The 15,539-nt window shown below is 56.7% G+C and carries 15 protein-coding genes; 12 read left to right on the top strand and 3 right to left on the bottom strand.

The features are described 5' to 3' along the window. Nucleotides 1-20 precede the first annotated feature (20 nt). Nucleotides 21-656, bottom strand: coding sequence for a hypothetical protein (locus GSQ80_RS21990; protein ID WP_216850523.1), 636 nt, complete (start codon nucleotides 654-656; stop codon nucleotides 21-23). 139 nt (nucleotides 657-795) lie between these two features. Beyond that, complete coding sequence (locus GSQ80_RS21985; RefSeq protein ID WP_158789770.1) at nucleotides 796-1,938, bottom strand: LysR family transcriptional regulator; 1,143 nt, start codon at nucleotides 1,936-1,938, stop codon at nucleotides 796-798. Here GSQ80_RS21985 and mdcA point away from each other — a divergent pair. From mdcA to mdcH, 9 genes are all read left to right on the top strand, one after another. Then, entirely contained in the window at nucleotides 1,937-3,526 is a 1,590-nt protein-coding gene (mdcA, locus tag GSQ80_RS21980) for a malonate decarboxylase subunit alpha (RefSeq protein WP_254059852.1), read from the top strand. The two genes, GSQ80_RS21985 and mdcA, sit on opposite strands and share 2 nt — an antisense overlap. 2 nt (nucleotides 3,527-3,528) lie before the next feature. Further along, entirely contained in the window at nucleotides 3,529-4,452 is a 924-nt protein-coding gene (locus tag GSQ80_RS21975) for a triphosphoribosyl-dephospho-CoA synthase (RefSeq protein WP_158789768.1), read from the top strand. Then, nucleotides 4,439-4,732, top strand: coding sequence for a malonate decarboxylase subunit delta (locus GSQ80_RS21970; RefSeq protein ID WP_158789767.1), 294 nt, complete (start codon nucleotides 4,439-4,441; stop codon nucleotides 4,730-4,732). Before GSQ80_RS21975 ends, GSQ80_RS21970 begins: the two co-directional genes overlap by 14 nt. Beyond that, on the top strand, nucleotides 4,729-5,604 hold the full coding sequence (locus tag GSQ80_RS21965; protein WP_158789766.1) for a biotin-independent malonate decarboxylase subunit beta: 876 nt from the start codon (nucleotides 4,729-4,731) through the stop codon (nucleotides 5,602-5,604). The genes GSQ80_RS21970 and GSQ80_RS21965 overlap by 4 nt, the downstream gene beginning before the upstream one ends. Then, nucleotides 5,601-6,434, top strand: coding sequence for a biotin-independent malonate decarboxylase subunit gamma (gene mdcE / locus GSQ80_RS21960; RefSeq protein WP_158789765.1), 834 nt, complete (start codon nucleotides 5,601-5,603; stop codon nucleotides 6,432-6,434). The genes GSQ80_RS21965 and mdcE overlap by 4 nt, the downstream gene beginning before the upstream one ends. 1 nt (nucleotide 6,435) lies before the next feature. Continuing rightward, nucleotides 6,436-7,383 (top strand): AEC family transporter, encoded by a 948-nt coding sequence (locus GSQ80_RS21955; protein WP_158789764.1) that lies wholly within the window; start codon nucleotides 6,436-6,438, stop codon nucleotides 7,381-7,383. A 98-nt stretch (nucleotides 7,384-7,481) separates the two neighbouring features. Next, nucleotides 7,482-8,285: an alpha/beta hydrolase gene (locus GSQ80_RS21950; protein WP_254059851.1), complete on the top strand. Its 804-nt coding sequence runs from the start codon at nucleotides 7,482-7,484 to the stop codon at nucleotides 8,283-8,285. Between the two features lie 64 nt (nucleotides 8,286-8,349). After that, complete coding sequence (locus GSQ80_RS24035; protein ID WP_371315757.1) at nucleotides 8,350-9,003, top strand: malonate decarboxylase holo-ACP synthase; 654 nt, start codon at nucleotides 8,350-8,352, stop codon at nucleotides 9,001-9,003. A gap of 31 nt (nucleotides 9,004-9,034) precedes the next feature. Then, the gene (gene mdcH, locus GSQ80_RS21940; protein ID WP_158789762.1) at nucleotides 9,035-9,961 is read left to right on the top strand and encodes a malonate decarboxylase subunit epsilon; all 927 of its coding nucleotides are present in this window, start codon (nucleotides 9,035-9,037) and stop codon (nucleotides 9,959-9,961) included. Between the two features lie 43 nt (nucleotides 9,962-10,004). Here the strand turns inward: mdcH and GSQ80_RS21935 are convergent, their stop codons facing one another. Continuing rightward, nucleotides 10,005-12,926: an endo-1,4-beta-xylanase gene (locus tag GSQ80_RS21935; RefSeq protein WP_158789761.1), complete on the bottom strand. Its 2,922-nt coding sequence runs from the start codon at nucleotides 12,924-12,926 to the stop codon at nucleotides 10,005-10,007. Nucleotides 12,927-13,272: 346 nt separating this feature from the next. Here GSQ80_RS21935 and GSQ80_RS21930 point away from each other — a divergent pair, with 346 nt between their 5' ends. From GSQ80_RS21930 to GSQ80_RS21920, 3 genes are all read left to right on the top strand, one after another. After that, the gene (locus tag GSQ80_RS21930) at nucleotides 13,273-13,428 is read left to right on the top strand and encodes a hypothetical protein (protein ID WP_158789760.1); all 156 of its coding nucleotides are present in this window, start codon (nucleotides 13,273-13,275) and stop codon (nucleotides 13,426-13,428) included. An 86-nt stretch (nucleotides 13,429-13,514) separates the two neighbouring features. Continuing rightward, nucleotides 13,515-13,817 (top strand): hypothetical protein, encoded by a 303-nt coding sequence (locus GSQ80_RS21925; protein WP_158789759.1) that lies wholly within the window; start codon nucleotides 13,515-13,517, stop codon nucleotides 13,815-13,817. A 107-nt stretch (nucleotides 13,818-13,924) separates the two neighbouring features. Further along, nucleotides 13,925-15,373, top strand: coding sequence for a GH1 family beta-glucosidase (locus GSQ80_RS21920; protein WP_158789758.1), 1,449 nt, complete (start codon nucleotides 13,925-13,927; stop codon nucleotides 15,371-15,373). The last annotated feature ends 166 nt before the right edge of the window (nucleotides 15,374-15,539 follow it).

The following is a 15,539-nucleotide window of genomic DNA, read 5'->3' as shown; positions in this document are numbered from 1 at the left end:
AAACCGACGACCGGATGGATTCATCTTTGGGTACTATAGGGCGATCCGGCCGTTACCGTGTCTCGGGTATGTCTAAGAGCTGTCATTTTTTGCGAGAACGCCTCTGTGACTCTGCCTTGTACCTGTTCGGGTAGACCGACCATTTGAGCACTTTCTACCCACAGTCCCCTCATTGCCGTATCGCTTTGTGCCAACTCCGAAGGATCGGGCCACGTCAGCTTGCCCTTCACCAGTGAGGCGTATATGCGACCATACGGCGGCACAATCGTGCCGAGCCCCAGGTCAGCAATCGCATTCCCTGCCTGCTCGATCGTGTTCGTGGACCGAAGTCTAGAAGCCACCGCCATCATCAGCTTTGCCCACCAAGGCCATTCGCGAAAGAGCGACGTGCCGCGAGTCAGTCCAGGATTGTAGGCGATGACTCGCACGCCATTGCTCTGCGCATTGAGGGAGGCTTCAAAAGCACGCGCAGTGAGTAGGTTGCAGAGCTTCGAGCTTGCGTAAGCCCTCATTCCCGGCATGAAGCCGCCCTTGTCTTTGGGATGAGCCAGTGCCTCGGGATTGAGTTCCTTCGGTCCAATGGGAACCTGCTTGCGATCATGGACATCGCTCGTGGTGATAACAATGGTGGCGTTCTTCGCGAGGCCAGGAGCCACAAGCCTGAGCAGAAGATAGTGCGCGAGATGGTTGATTGCGAATGTGGATTCGAATCCGTCACTTGCCCGATGCTTAGTGGTTCCGAACTGCGCCCCGGCATTCAAGATGAGGACTAGTTCGCGAAGGCCGCTTTGAATTCTATGAGTGATCTATAAAACTGCTGTTGTTCACAACGGAGCCACCTGAAAGTTTCCGCTTCGGGGAGACGCGTCTCCCAGTCCGTCCTGGCCTTCCGAGCGCGTAAGACCTGAAATTTTCTACGGTGGCTGTGTGATTTCCACGATTAACGGCAAGACCGATTTCAGACATTGGTATCGCGTCTGCAATCTCACAGGCGACTACTGATGCAACACTATGTCTCACCGCTGAGGCTGGGAGAATCGAAATTCCCATCCCCGCGTCCACCAGCGAGATGAGTGTAGGCATTTGTCCTGCGGTCTGGGAGATGTTGGGAACAACTCCGGCATCGCGCAGCATGCCGAAGAGCAAATCATAAAAGCCAGGGGCGTAGGCGCGCTCGTACATTACGAAGTCCTGTCCTGACAGTTCGCGCAGGCGCACCTTCCTCCTCTTTGCGAGTTTGTGAGACCGCGGAACCACGACTGCAAACGGCTCCCGATGTATTCCGACAACTTCAAGCTCGGGATGTTCTCCAATCGGTAGCCGAAGAAAGCCAATATCGAGCGACCCTGTGTCCAGCATCTGGATTTGGTCGATGGTAAGGATATTTCGCAGCGAGAACTCAACCTGGGGGTTTGATTCCCTGAATCCGCGAACGATGTCGGGCACGATCTCATTGCCGGCAGTTGAGATAAAGCCAATCCTAAGCAGCCCTAGTTTGCCGTCTGCAGCCATCCGCGCGCTGCGAACCGCCTGCTCGATGCGCAGGAGAGCGGCCGTAGCGTCGTCGCGAAAGGCCGCGCCTGCAGCGGTCAGAGTTGTTTTCCGGCGATCCCTCTCCAGAAGTCTTACGCCCACTTCTTCCTCAAGCGCTCGAATTTGCAGGCTTAGCGCTGGTTGGCTGAGATGAATTAAATCGGCTGTCCGGCCAAAGTGCAGCGTCTGTGCAATAGAGAGGAATGATCGAATCTGACGGAGCTCCATCTCATGAGTATATTTGTAATTCTTATCACAGAGTAGTAAACAAACAATTTCACAAATAGAAAGGGCCGGTGTGTAATCAGCATGTGAACAAGAGGAGAGTGATCCGATGGCACAGCAAACGTTAGGACAGGTATCACGTTCCTGGACGACGCGGCGCGATGAGAAACGACGGCGCATGCAACAAGTTCAGCCCTGGATGAAAGGTCCTATCCTGCCCCGGAAGAAGATGATCGAGGCGCTCGAAACTCTCATTGTCAGCGGTGACAAGGTCGTGCTCGAGGGCGACAACCAAAAACAGGCTGACTTCCTTTCGCGCTCCCTGGTGAAAGTCGATGCGAAGAAGCTGCATGATCTACATCTGATCATTTCGAGCATCAGCCGTCCTGAGCATCTCACCCTATTTGAACTCGGGATTGCAAAGAAGGTGGATTTCGCCTTCGCTGGCCCGCAGAGCCTGCGCGTGTCGCAACTGCTGGAAGACGGCAAGCTCGACATCGGCGCGATTCATACCTACGTCGAACTCTATGCGCGATTGCTGGTCGATCTAGTTCCCAATGTCGTTCTTGTTTGCGCCGAACAGGCGGATGCAGAGGGCAACCTTTACACCGGGCCTAATACGGAAGATACGCCGGTGATTGTTGAAGCGGCTGCCTTCCACGATGGAATCGTTATCGTGCAGGTGAACGAGATCGTCGAGAAACTGCCGCGCGTCGATATCCCTGCTTCGTGGGTCGATGTGGTGGTTGAGGCGGATCGGCCATTCGCAGTCGAGCCGCTCTTTACACGCGACCCGCGACACATCAGTGAACTGCAGATTCTCGTCGGCATGATGGTGATCCGTGGAGTGTATGAACGGCACCAGGTCCACTCGCTGAATCATGGGATCGGCTTCGATACCGCGGCGATCGAACTCCTTTTGCCGACCTACGGAGAATCGCTTGGGCTCCGAGGGAAGATTTGCGAACACTGGGCACTGAATCCGCATCCGACCCTGATCCCCGCAATCGAACGCGGATGGGTCAAGAGCATTCATTCGTTCGGCAGCGAAGTAGGCATGGATCAATATATAGCGGCGCGCCCGGATATCTTTTTTACCGGAAGAGACGGCAGCCTTCGCTCAAACCGGGTTCTGTGCCAGCTTGCAGGACAGTACGCGGTCGATGGATTTATCGGCTCGACGCTGCAGATGGATGCCGATGCCAACTCGTCGACTGTCACAATTGGACGACTGGCAGGGTTCGGAGGCGCGCCCAACATGGGACACGATCCTCATGGACGACGGCACAGTTCTCCCGCATGGCTTGATCTGATTACGGAGAACAAGCCGATTGTTCGCGGTCGCAAGCTCGTGGTTCAGACCGTGGAGACCTTCCAAAGTGGAGGCGTCCCCGCGTTCGTAGAAACTCTCGATGCGGTGCAGGTCGGCAAGCAGGCAGGGATGCCAATTGCTCCCATCATGATCTATGGAGACGACGTCAGCCATGTGGTCACTGAGGAAGGGATTGCGTATCTATACAAGGCCGACGGGCTGGAGGAGCGCCGTCGCGCCCTCGCAGCGGTGGCTGGAGTGAGCCCGGTCGGTCTGAAGGCTAAGGCATCTGAGACTGCGGCACTTCGAAGTAAGGGAATCGTCGCCTACCCGGAAGATCTCGGAATACAGCGGCTACAGGCGAAGCGTTCTCTGCTCGCAGCACGAAGCATGGAAGACCTGGTCGCCTGGTCCGGCGGACTCTATAACCCACCTGCGCGCTTTCGGAGCTGGTAATCATGGCACACTTCTCATCCAATTCAGCTCTTAGATCTCCGTCGAATGATCCAGAGCCTTCAGCGTGGCTGTCGAGTCTAGCCCGGCAGGCGTTGATCGCGGAGGCGGAGTTGACACCGAAACCGGGCTTGGTAGACCGTCGCGGCGCTGGGGCGCACAGCGATTTATCTCTCGCCATCATGCGAGTCTCCGCTGTAGCGATTGAGCCGTACTTACGCGAGATGGCATTTGTATGCGCTGGTGCTCGCCCTAGCCAGAGAATCCGCGAGCAGATCGCAGCGATTGGCCGCAACGCGGAGCGCGCCATGTTCAGAGCAACGGGCGGCACCAACTCTCACAAAGGGGCCATATGGGTTTTGGGTCTTCTCATATCGGCCGCGGCCATGCAGGACGATGAACATCAAACAGCACCTGAGATTGCTGCAACCGCTCGGGCCATTGCTTCCTTTGAGGATCGGGCAGCACCTCGGCTCGTCTCCCATGGGGACGTCGTTTCGAAGCGATATGGCGCTTCGGGAGCGCGCGGCGAAGCGCTTCAGGGATTTCCTCATGTGATCGATGTAGGTTTGCCGACTCTTCGTTTGAGACGCACAAGCGGTGCAAAGGAGCACGTAGCCCGTCTCGACGCGTTGTTGAGCATCATCGCCCGTCTGGACGACACGTGCCTGCTGTACAGGGGAGGAACAGATGCCCTTATTACCGCGAAGAAAAATGCATTGGCGGTGGAGAAGGCTGGAGGCGTAGGAACGCAAATCGGAAAGCAGCAATTGACGCTCCTCGATCGCCAGTTGCTGAGCTTGAAGGTGTCGCCAGGCGGCAGTGCAGATCTTCTCGCTGCAACCATATTTTTCGATGCCATCGAACTGAAACAAGCCGAGGTTGAAGCTGACAAAAGTTGGCCGGAGGATTCCCATGGAGCAAATTGAGTTCGACTATCCATCCAAGCGAAAGGTGTCCAGGAAAGCCCATGTCGGTGTCGTGGGTTCTGGAGATCTTGAAGTTCTTCTTGAACCCGTCGAAGGCGAAAGCTCGCACGTTTTCGTGCGAACAAGCGTAGACGGCTTTCGCGACACGTGGAAGGCGGTGCTGGATCGCTTTTTTGCGAAGTACGACGGGGTTGTTCGGATCCAGATCAACGACGCAGGGGCAACACCTGGCAGTGTCCTATTGCGCCTGGAGCAGGCAGTGGAGGTGAGTGAGCAATGAGCTACGAAAGAGACGATGCAAACTCCATCAATCGGCAGAGCTTTATTGAACTAGACGCTCGCGAACGGGCAAAGGCACTCTTCGACGTGGGAACATCGCGCGAGTTGCTCGGCCCCTTCGATCGCGTGGAGTCGCCATGGCTTTCGATGCAGGGAGTTACGCCCCAGGCAGATGACGGATGCGTCGTGATGAAAGGGAAAATCTCGGGACAGGCTGCAGTAGTCGTTGCCCTCGAAGGCGCCTTTCAGGGCGGAAGCATGGGAGAGGTCTCCGGTGCGAAGCTAACAGCCGCTCTTGATCTGGCGTGTGCCGACAACGAGAAGGGTGTCCCAACCAGCGCGGTCATGCTGCTCGAAACGGGTGGTGTGCGTCTTCAGGAGGCCAACCTTGGACTGGCGGCAATCGCCGAGATCATGGCTTCGATTCTTGCCCTCAGGAAACACGCCCCAGTGATTTCTGTTACTGCCGGCACCGTCGGCTGCTTTGGGGGCATGTCGCTCGCGGCAGGACTTTCAAGCTATATCGTTCTGACGCGCGAAGCCCGTCTGGGCTTAAACGGCCCTGAGGTAATCGAGCAGGAATCCGGGGTCGACGAATTCGATTCAAGCGACCGCGCGCTGATCTGGGCGATCCACGGTGGGGAGCAGCGATACGCGACGGGCCTAGCTGACGCTCTCGTTGAAGACGATACGCAACAGCTTGCTGACGTTGTCAGGCAGTTGATCGCCAAGGGCGTTCCGCCTGTCCATCGGAGTTCCCAGGTGGCGCTCTATCGCGGTCGAATCGCCGCGCTCGATACGTCGCGTCAGTGGGAGCCCAGGGAGTTGCGCGCCACCTGGGGAACAAGTAGTTCTGTGGAGGAGAAGCCATGAGTGAACATACTGGCATTCGCGGGACCGTATGGTTCCGCGCACTGACTGGTCAGGCATACCCGATGTCAGGCGATCCTGATTCGGTATTGACGGCAGATGCGTTGCTGGGAGAAGATATCTCGCGATTTCTCTGTGTCGTTCGAAACCCGCATGCGCGTTTTCCCTGTGCGCGGGACGGGCAAGTGGGGCTCGAAGAGGCTTACACGCTTGCTACTCGGGTACGGGAAATTATCGAGCAGGATAAGAACGCCATCAAGCGGCCGATCATCGCAATCGTCGATGTAAAGAGCCAGGCCTATGGGCGCAGAGAAGAGACGGCAGCCATCTTTCTCGCGGCTGCGGCAGCAGCAGATGCTTATGGCACTGCGCGACTCGCGGGTCACCCGGTCATTACATTGGTGGTTGGTCATGCACTCTCCGGCGGTTTCCTCACGCACGGCTACCAGGCCAATCGGATTCTCGCATTTGACGACGATGGGGTCATGATTCACGCGATGCACAAGGAAGCTGCGGCAAGGATCACACGCCGATCCGTCGAGAGTCTTGAAAAGCTCGGAGAGACTATCTCTCCACTGTCCTACGATATTCGAGACTATGCGAAGCTAGGTCTTCTCCACAAACTGCTTCATGTTGACAGCCCTGATAATCCGTCCCAGCAAGAAATCCAACATGTTCGAGATGAACTAATCGCGGCCATCGAAGATGCCCGCAATAGTCCTGTAGATCTCAGCAATCGATTGCAGTCGAAGGAGGCGCGTGAAACAAGGAAAGCTTCGATTTTGACTCGCTCCATGCTCGAAGCACAGTGGGCGGATGAGCAGGCCAATTGAAATGGCCACAATCCTGGCCAACGCGCTCGTGCCCATCTTCGCAGGCCTGCTGTTTGGGTACATTGCAGGTCTGCGGAATGTTGTCGACAACAGGAATGTGAAGAGTCTCATCACCTTTGTGATGAGTTTTGCGCTCCCTTGCTCCCTGTTCGTGACGATTGCTCGAACATCGCGCCATCTCCTGTGGAACCAGGGTAGGGTTGCAGTCGCGCTTGCAATCGTCTACTTCGTCATTTTTGGCCTGACTTACATCGCAGCGCAGCGCCTCGGAAAGAACACCGCTGCAGACAGCACAGTTCTCGCTCTGACGCTTGGATTTCCGAATGCTACCGCAGTGGGCCTCCCGCTCCTTTTGGCCGTGTATGGCAATGATGCCGTTGTAAGCGTCGCCGTTGCCATTGCGATGGGATCTATCACAATCTCGCCGATCACTCTCGCGATCCTCGAAAGCAGCACGGTGGAAGGCAAAGCATTGTCTCCAATGACTCGCATTCGGACTTCAGCGTGGAAAGCAATTAAGAAACCCGTTGTCTGGGCTCCGGTACTGGGGGTTCTTGCTGTCGCAATGGACTTCCATATGCCAACGTATGTGGAGAGGAGCCTCACGGTTCTTGGAAGCGCAACCGCGGGGACGGCATTGTTTCTCACGGGATTGATTGTATCTGCGCAACGCTTCGAATTTACCTGGGGTGTGGGCTGGTCGGTCTTCGCAAAGAACCTGCTTCAACCTGCCCTCGGCCTCCTCATCGCACGATTTCTCAGCCTGCCGCTCGAAGCGACTCGTTCTGTCGTCCTGATTTGCGCGATTCCCTGCGGGTTCTTCGGAATTGTATTCGGAAAAGGTTTCGATGCAACTCCGGAGGTTGCGAGCTCGAGTCTGATTGCGAGTTATGTCATCGGGATCTTCACGTTAGCCGGATGGATTATCTTCCTCAGCCACTTGTCCTGATCTGGCGCCCTGCAAGGACAAACGCTCATTGAAAACGCCTTGGCTTCGTTCGATCTTCCAGGACACGATACAAAACATTCTCAAAAAGGAGCAACAACATGAATACGTCAATGAAAGTTAAGTCTGTCTCGCAATGGTTGCGATTTCTCTCCGTCGCGTTAGTGATGTCCACCTGCTACACCCTCTCAGCACAGACCGATACCCACCGCGTTCGGAATGTAGTGCTGGTGCATGGGGCCTGGGCAGACGGCTCGGGCTGGAAGGGCGTCTACGACATCCTCGTCAAAGACGGCTTCAATGTCAGTATCGTTCAAGAGCCGGAGACATCATTCCAGGACGATGTCTCTGCCACCAAACGCATCCTGACTCTTCAGGATGGGCCGAGCATTCTCGTAGCCCACAGCTATGGAGGAGCGGTCATTACCGAAGCTGGGACAGATTCCTCAGTCGCCGGATTGGTCTACGTCGCTGCACACATGCCTGACGCTGGAGAAAACGAAGCTGCTGACGGAAAGCGCTTCCCAAGCGACATCAGCAAGTCAACGGCAATAAAACGGACAGCGGACGGTTTCGATTACCTCGATCCTGCACAATATCGCGAGTATTTTGCGGCCGATCTACCCGCCGATGAAGCCGCTTTCGGAGCGCACTCCCAAGTACTGATCGCGGACGCGAATTTCCACGCAACCATCACCGCCGCAGCGTGGAGGACTAAGCCAAGCTGGGTGGCCGTAGCGACAAAGGACAGAACCATCAACCCTGATCTCGAACGCTGGTACGCCGCACGCGCCAAGAGCCATGTGATTGAAGTCCAGGGTGCCAGCCACTCGATCTACAAGTCGCGTCCAAAAGAAGTGGCGGCACTGATTGAGGAAGCCGCACGACACGCACAAGATCAGTAGAGAGTCCGAGCGCACTCGGAAGCACATCGACAATCGCGCGCAATCAACATAGATAGGGCATTCCATGTTTCTACTTGAAGCCGCTTACGTTCGGACGCACGACTTGTTGGAAGTCGACTCTGAGAGGTTTCTCTCCCTCCATGCGTCTGTGCCCGAATGGGCCGCAGAGGGGCTACGGCGAGTGCCGTTTCTGGTCGTTCGCCGTGGCCTCGCTTTGGAGCGGAGCATTCCTGTAGGTGTTCGTGGGCCCGAACGGAATCAGCGTTGGGCTGCTTTCTGTGAGCCGGGGTTAGTGAAGAGTATTACAACGCCCCCTCAACTCCTGAAACGCAGCTTGCCAGCGTTTCGTGCTGATTCCCTGCCTGCCTTTGGTGCCTTATCACTTCTCAAAGACCGTTGGACAGATTTTGATCGTCCCTGGGGACCAGGAGGGAGCGTCGGCTTCGAGCTTGCGACAGGCAATCACGTGGCAAAACCGGAAAGCGATCTCGACATTGTTATTTATGCCGACGAGCCCATCGCCACAGACGAGGCAAAGTCACTCTGCGCGTTGGCGAGCGGTCTACCTGCGGCCGTGGACATTCGTGTGGAGACGCGGACATGCGGTTTCTCCTTGAAGGAATATGCCAGTCGAGGTGTTGCACCAATCCTTTTACGCACACCAGGCGGCGTTAGACTCGGAAGCGTCTCCTGGATGGAAGGCGGAGAGTCGGAATGATTAGCGCGAATGGACTACGACCGAGGCAGAAATGAGCATTGCGTTTCTCTTTCCGGGACAGGGTTCGCAAATGCCGGGAATGTTGCACGCCCTGCCGGACCATCCTGCGGTCACACGAACGCTCGATGAAGTGAGCGAGTATCTCAATATGGATATCCGAGAACTTGACTCGGAGGAAGCTCTGCGATCGTCGGTTTCAGTCCAGTTAGCGCTGCTGGCCTGTGGTGTCTCGATGGCTCGGGCGCTGATCGAAGAAGGTGTTAAGCCGGAAGCAGTTGCAGGGCTATCAGTCGGGGCGTTTGCCGCCGCAACTCTGTGCGGAGTGATCAGTCTGTCCGATGCAGTTCGCCTCGTACGACAACGGGCGGAGATGATGGTGCGGCTTTATCCCAGTGGGTATGGTCTTGCGGCCATCGTTGGATTGAGCGAGATACAGGTATCGAGGCTGGTCGAAGAAGCTTATTCGGCGCAGGCACCGGTATACGTCGGCAATATCAATGCCCCGCGCCAGATTGTCGTTGCGGGCTCCGATGAAGGCATTAGAAAGGTGCTGGAGGCCGCTCGAAAGAACGGTGCGCGAAAATCGGAAGCACTGCATGTTTCAGTGCCCTCCCATTGTCCACTCCTGGAGCCTGTGGCGGTCGCCTTGAGAGAGAGCCTAGAGAAGATGCAATTGCAATCGCCCAACTATGTTTATGTCGGTAACGTGAACGCAAGGACACTAAGAACTCCGGATGCGATCGCGGAGGATTTAGCGAGCAACGTTGCGCATGGCGTCCGCTGGTACGACTCAGTAACGGTCTTGGAAGAGTTGGGCTGCCATCTTTTTCTTGAGATGCCCCCTGGCCACGTTCTGACCCAGCTTGCGAAGGAGTCTGTTCCGAGCGTGCCCGCCCTGGCTTTAGGCGAATCCTCGCTTGAGCATGCACTTCGGATCGTCGCACGATACTCGAATTGACAGCTACCCTGGATATTCATCCGATCCGGTCTGTGCCGATCTACTATGGCCTCGCACTTCTTCGGTTGTCTTCCACAAAGTCCACCTGTGACCTGACCGTGCCGGTGTGGTACGTCGAGGAACTCCACGGCGCGGTCAGCAGGAACGATGCGAAGGAGTTGCAGCCAGTGAAGTCGACGGTGAACGAGATAGTGGCTGAACCGTTAGCCGGAATGTCCCCAAGCAGCAGGCTGCCGGAGGTCGTGACCGAAGGTTTGCACGGTCTTCCATAGATCTGTTGCAGCGTGAAGCCCGTGATCTGTGTTGCGTAGGCTGGGCCCACATCGCCATTGGTTGCGATAAGGGTCAGCTGGCTTGTGTTTTTCTCCCCCGGCTTCTGGGAAAGACTGAATTTCAGACCGTACCCGGGTAGTCCTTTCGGATTCACAATTCCCCAATATGCCGGCTTGGCCTGAAGTTGCATGTCGAAGGGGAGTGGATAGTCGGTACGCGTGACAGGGAAGCTGTCGAGCCACGTGTCATCGTCGGCCATGCCCCAGATGGTAATGGCGCTGAGTTTGTGCTTGAGTTCGCGGAACTCGTCGAAGTACTCCTTGTAAAGCCAGCCCTGTTCAGCGAGAACCGACGGCGGAATGGTATTGCCGTAGTTTGAGGTGTCGTCGCCTGCGTTGTAGACGCTGACATCAAGCTCGGTCACCTGCTGATCGATGCCGGGGAAATTTTCTGCCACGGTGTCGATGGCCTTCGTCATTGCACCGGGTGCGGGGTAGTTTATGACGTTGTGCATCTCGTGCCCAATGCCGTCCACGGGAACGCCACGATCACGCAACTCGCGCACTACGCGAACGAGGCATGCGAGGCGGTCTGCATCCGTGGTGCTGTAGTCGTTGACGAACAACTTCGTTCCGGGGGGAGCATATTGTTTCGCTGCCTTGAACGCTACATCCATATAGCTTGCTCCGAGCACGTCGTAGAACGGCCCGTGGGCGAGGCAGTCGGACTGAGTAGGATCGATTGGTTCGTTCACCACATCCCACGCATAGACCTTGGTGCCGAAGTGCTGCACCTCGCTCTTAATATGCTCTTGGATATTCGCCGTGACGATGGCCTGGTTGGCCGCTGAATTTGTTCCATCCCCGGCGGCATAAGAAGGCGTCTGTTCACCGGTTGCCCAGACCAGGTTTTGTCCCCGTACGCGCATGTTGTGGCACACTGCCTCGCCGACCAGGGCGTCTCCGTTGGTGAAGTTATAGGTCCCCAGGCTGGACTCAACGGAGCTCCACTTCAAGTCGTTACCGGGGGTCATGCTGTCGAAGTGTTTGAACAGAAGCTGTGAGTGGGGGCCCGAAAGGTCCGTGGTATCGACCGCTGCTCCGATTGGGAAGTGATCCGCAAGAGACTTGTAGATAGAGGGAATATTCGTTTGGATCGCGGGCGGCGCGACGTACGTGAGCTGGAAGTCATCGACGTAGAATGAGACAAGATCGTTGCCGGATGGCGGCACAGTCTGGAAGTATAGGGTCGCAGCACCCGTATCGTATGCGCTCGACATGTTGTAGCCGCTGACACTGACTTGGTGCCAGTTGCCATCCGCGAGCACCGTCACTCCGGGGTAAGCAGTGACACTCGGGTAACTCGTAGTTCCACTGAGCGTTGTCTGCAAGCTGATGTTGATGACATGGCTCGAGCCATCGGTAGGTACCAGTCTTACCCAGCCGCTGATGTTGTATTCGGAGCCGTTGTACATTTTGTTGCTGACGTTGATCTGCGGGCCATCATAGTTGGCAACGCGGCCGGTGGTCAGCAGACTATGCGTGCCGCTGTGGGCCTCGGCTGTGGAGTTCGTGACCGATGAGCTGCCGGTGCGCGAGCTCCATCCATCGAGCCCGCCATCTTCGAATGTGCTGGTAATGCCTGTGTTGTCCTGCTGGCTGGCGCTCAATGGAGCTGGTGATAGCTCGCCGATCACTACATCGCTGACGTAGAACGAATCCGTCGCGCTGCTCGACTGGAGGTAGAGGGACAGGCTCGTAGGAGGTCCGGGCAGGTCGCTGTAGCTAAACGTGCCTTGAACCTTCGTCCAGACCGTACTCGAGAGGGCGCCGGACGTTGCGATATTTCCGTAGGTCCCGGTACTGGCACAGTCCGCCGTTGCAGTCGATAAGGTCACCGTGGGATTCGTGCTGTCCGGGCCGGCCAACAGCACATAAGCCGTCACCTCGTACGTCGCGCCCGGTACGACATTGTTCACGGTGAGCAGATTTAAACTTGGTCCCATATACGTGGCTGTACGGTTGGCTACCAGCAGGCTGCGCGCGTCCCCGTTCGGGTCGAGCAGCGGCGGCGCGGCGTTGGTCAGAGTCGCGGAACCGAAAGGCGTCCAACCATCCACGCCGCCGTCAGCAAAGTTGTACGTTGCAATCGGCGATCCACCCGGCGGCGGTGCAGTCTCGGTGATAACCACGTCGTCCAGATAAAAAGATTGCGCGCTCGTCGCGCCCACCAGTTGCGCATAGAGGGTCAAGCCCGTTTCCGTAGCGCTGACCGTATAGCTTCCGCCAATCTGCGCAAATCCAGAGGCTACTACCGGCACCTGATAAGCACCGATGGTGTCGTAGCAAGTACCGCCAGAGCAGCTGGGATCGGTGCGTGCGATCGTGAAGTTCGCATTGGAGGCGCTCTCGCCGGTGGCCAGCTTAACGTAGCCCGTAATCGTATAGGTTGCTCCAGCTTGAAGGACGGCGTTCAAGTTGATCGACGGACCACCGGCTCCCGTCGCCCCCGTCGTCGTAAGGAGACTGTACGAGCCGGCATACGCTGCAGCGTTGCTCGCAACCGGCGTGCTCGCCCCATTGAAGGAGCTCCATCCGTCCGCCGTTCCGTCTTCGAAGCCGTAGGTCGCAACCGTCTGCGCTTTTAGTCCGCCAGCGCCGAAACATAAAAACGCCAGGAAGCAGGAAATCACAAGCCAATTCCAGGACAAACCGTTGCTTGACTTTCTCGATGGCTGCAGCATAACGACATCTCCCTTTGCGATTGGCCCGTTGAACAATGGCCCCACACAGCGAATTAATGCGCTTTATCTAAAGCGCAGGGAGTGTAGCCAGCGGTCCGATGGAATGTCAAGCGGGTAATTTTCTCTCGATCGAGAGAAGCAAGTCTGACTGTTCGGCCGAACGTTTGTCTTGAGCCGTTTATCAGATTCTGCTGGCTGTCGCGGATGCCTATGGCTATGGGCAAGGAAACACAGGCCCGACCCGCATGGCTACGACCATTTCGCGACGTATGGCTTTGATGGTGGCGATGCGGGCATGTTTCTTGCGAAGGCGTGTAACGGCTACGACCTTATCTACGGCGCGTCCTCACTCTCCGCCAAGGATCGAGCGGGTATCGAGCACGGTCTGATCCGGCCGATGGCGGAGCGGACCTGGCGCTCTACGGACAGGGTGGGACCAAAGAAAGGCTGACCGGCGGCTTCATAGATTGCTTCAAGCCAGATGTCCTGCGTGGGGGTACGGTTTGGGGAGTTGGTTCGCCGAAGATCGACGATCAGATGCCCGCATTGAGCGTGTTGACGACGGCCGTTGCTGAGGTGTTGTGGCACCACGGCGTTGACTTATACAGCAACCACGACACGGCGATGAAACGATCGTATGATGCCGCGCTGAAGCCAGTTGGAGCTCTCGATGCCTCGGCGCTGGGCTCTCTGCCTGGTATCACCACGTATCAGTATGCCTTCCGTCGCTATCAGGATGAGCGCTACCTGTCGGTCATCCGTCAGCTCACGCCGTCATTCACGCTGGCGATTGGCGAACGGCTGCCCTCCCTGCCGACATCAGGACCAGGCACGAAATAAGGGTCAAGCCGTTGTCGGTAAAATAACGAAAACGCTCAGGGCGCGCGGCGGACTATTTACCTCCGCGCGCCCTTGGCTTCTCATCACAGGAAGGCTTGAGGCTTGATATGAAGAATTTGTGGACACGTCGCGATGTCGCACGCATGCTTGGGATTGCAGCGGTACCCACGTTATTGCCCGCGGTCTCGTTCGCCGCACAGGCAGATTCCCGCGGCGAGGATGGCTTTCCCGCTAACTTTCTCTGGGGTTCGGCGACGGCTTCTTACCAGGTGGAAGGCGCGGTGCACGAAGGTGGCCGCGGTCCGTCCATATGGGACACGTTCTCGCATACGCCCGGCAAGACAGCAAATGGTGATACCGGCGACGTGGCGGATGACTTCTTCCATCACTATCGCGACGATGTGCAGCTGATGAAGACGCTTGGCTTGCAGGCGTTCCGCTTTTCCGTCGCTTGGCCGCGTGTGTTTCCTACGGGATCTGGCGAACCGCTCGCGCATGGACTGGATTTCTATAAGCGGCTTGTCGCTGAGCTGCACGCCAATCATATCGAGCCGTTTTGCACGCTCTATCACTGGGACCTACCTCAAGCATTACAGGATAAAGGCGGGTGGGAGAACCCGGACACAGCGCACCGCCTCGCCGAATACGAGGGATATGTCGCCGGCGAGCTATCGCGTCTGGGTGTGCGATACTTCTTCACCATTAACGAGATGCGGACGTTTGTCGAACTGGGATATGGCAACGGTACGCACGCTCCGGGCCTCAAGCTTCAACGAAAAGGGTTGGCGCAGGTGAGGCACAATGTGCTGCTGGCCCACGGATTGAGCGTTCAGGCGATTCGCGCCAAGTCTTCGCCGGGTGTTCAAGTTGGGCTGTGCGAAAACCCCACCGTGCCGGTGCCTGTAACGTTGCGAGCCGAGGACATCCACGCTGCGGCCATAGCCTTGCGCGAGGAGAATGCCGGCTACTTGACCGCCATCTTCGAGGGACGATACACAGAACGATACCTACGGGAACTCGGCGATGATGCGCCTCGTTTCACGTCAGAAGAGATGCGCACCATCGCATCGCCAATCGACGCGGTCGGCTTGAACATCTACACGCCGACGTACGTGCGGAGTACGCCAGATGGATATCGGGCGTTGCCAATGCCTGACAATTTCCCGCATATGGCCAGCGATTGGCTGAAGGTAGGCCCAGAGTGCATGTACTGGGGACCGAAGCTAATTCAAGAAGCGTGGAAACCGCGCGCAATGTATATCACGGAGAATGGATGCTCCGCGGCCGATCGCATGACAGAGCAGGGTGAGGTGCTGGACACAGACCGAATCATGTATTTACGTAACTGTCTCGGTCAGATGCTAAAAGCAGTGAAGGAGGGGGCCGACGTAAAGGGCTATTTCGTCTGGAGCCTGCTCGACAACTATGAATGGGCTGATGGTTACGGCAAGCGCTTTGGAGTCGTCTACGTCGACTACAAGACTCAAAAACGGACGCCAAAACTAAGCGCGCAGTTTTACAGCTCAGTCATTGCATCCAGAGGTGCCGGCTTATAGTTTGCTACTTCTTGTTTGAGACGATGGCTTCGCTGTTAGGAAATGCGCATTGGCCTGTTAGCGACAATTGACGACTATGCGTAGACGGAGCGGCGAACAGTAGTCCACTTCACATCACCTGTTATCCCAACAAATCTAGAGTTCCATTTGAATCTTCAGATCATGT

The organism is Granulicella sp. L46, assembly GCF_009765785.1.
Taxonomy (GTDB): domain Bacteria; phylum Acidobacteriota; class Terriglobia; order Terriglobales; family Acidobacteriaceae; genus Granulicella.
Note: the sequence above shows the minus strand (reverse complement) of the source record. Positions and strands in the feature narration are given on the sequence as shown.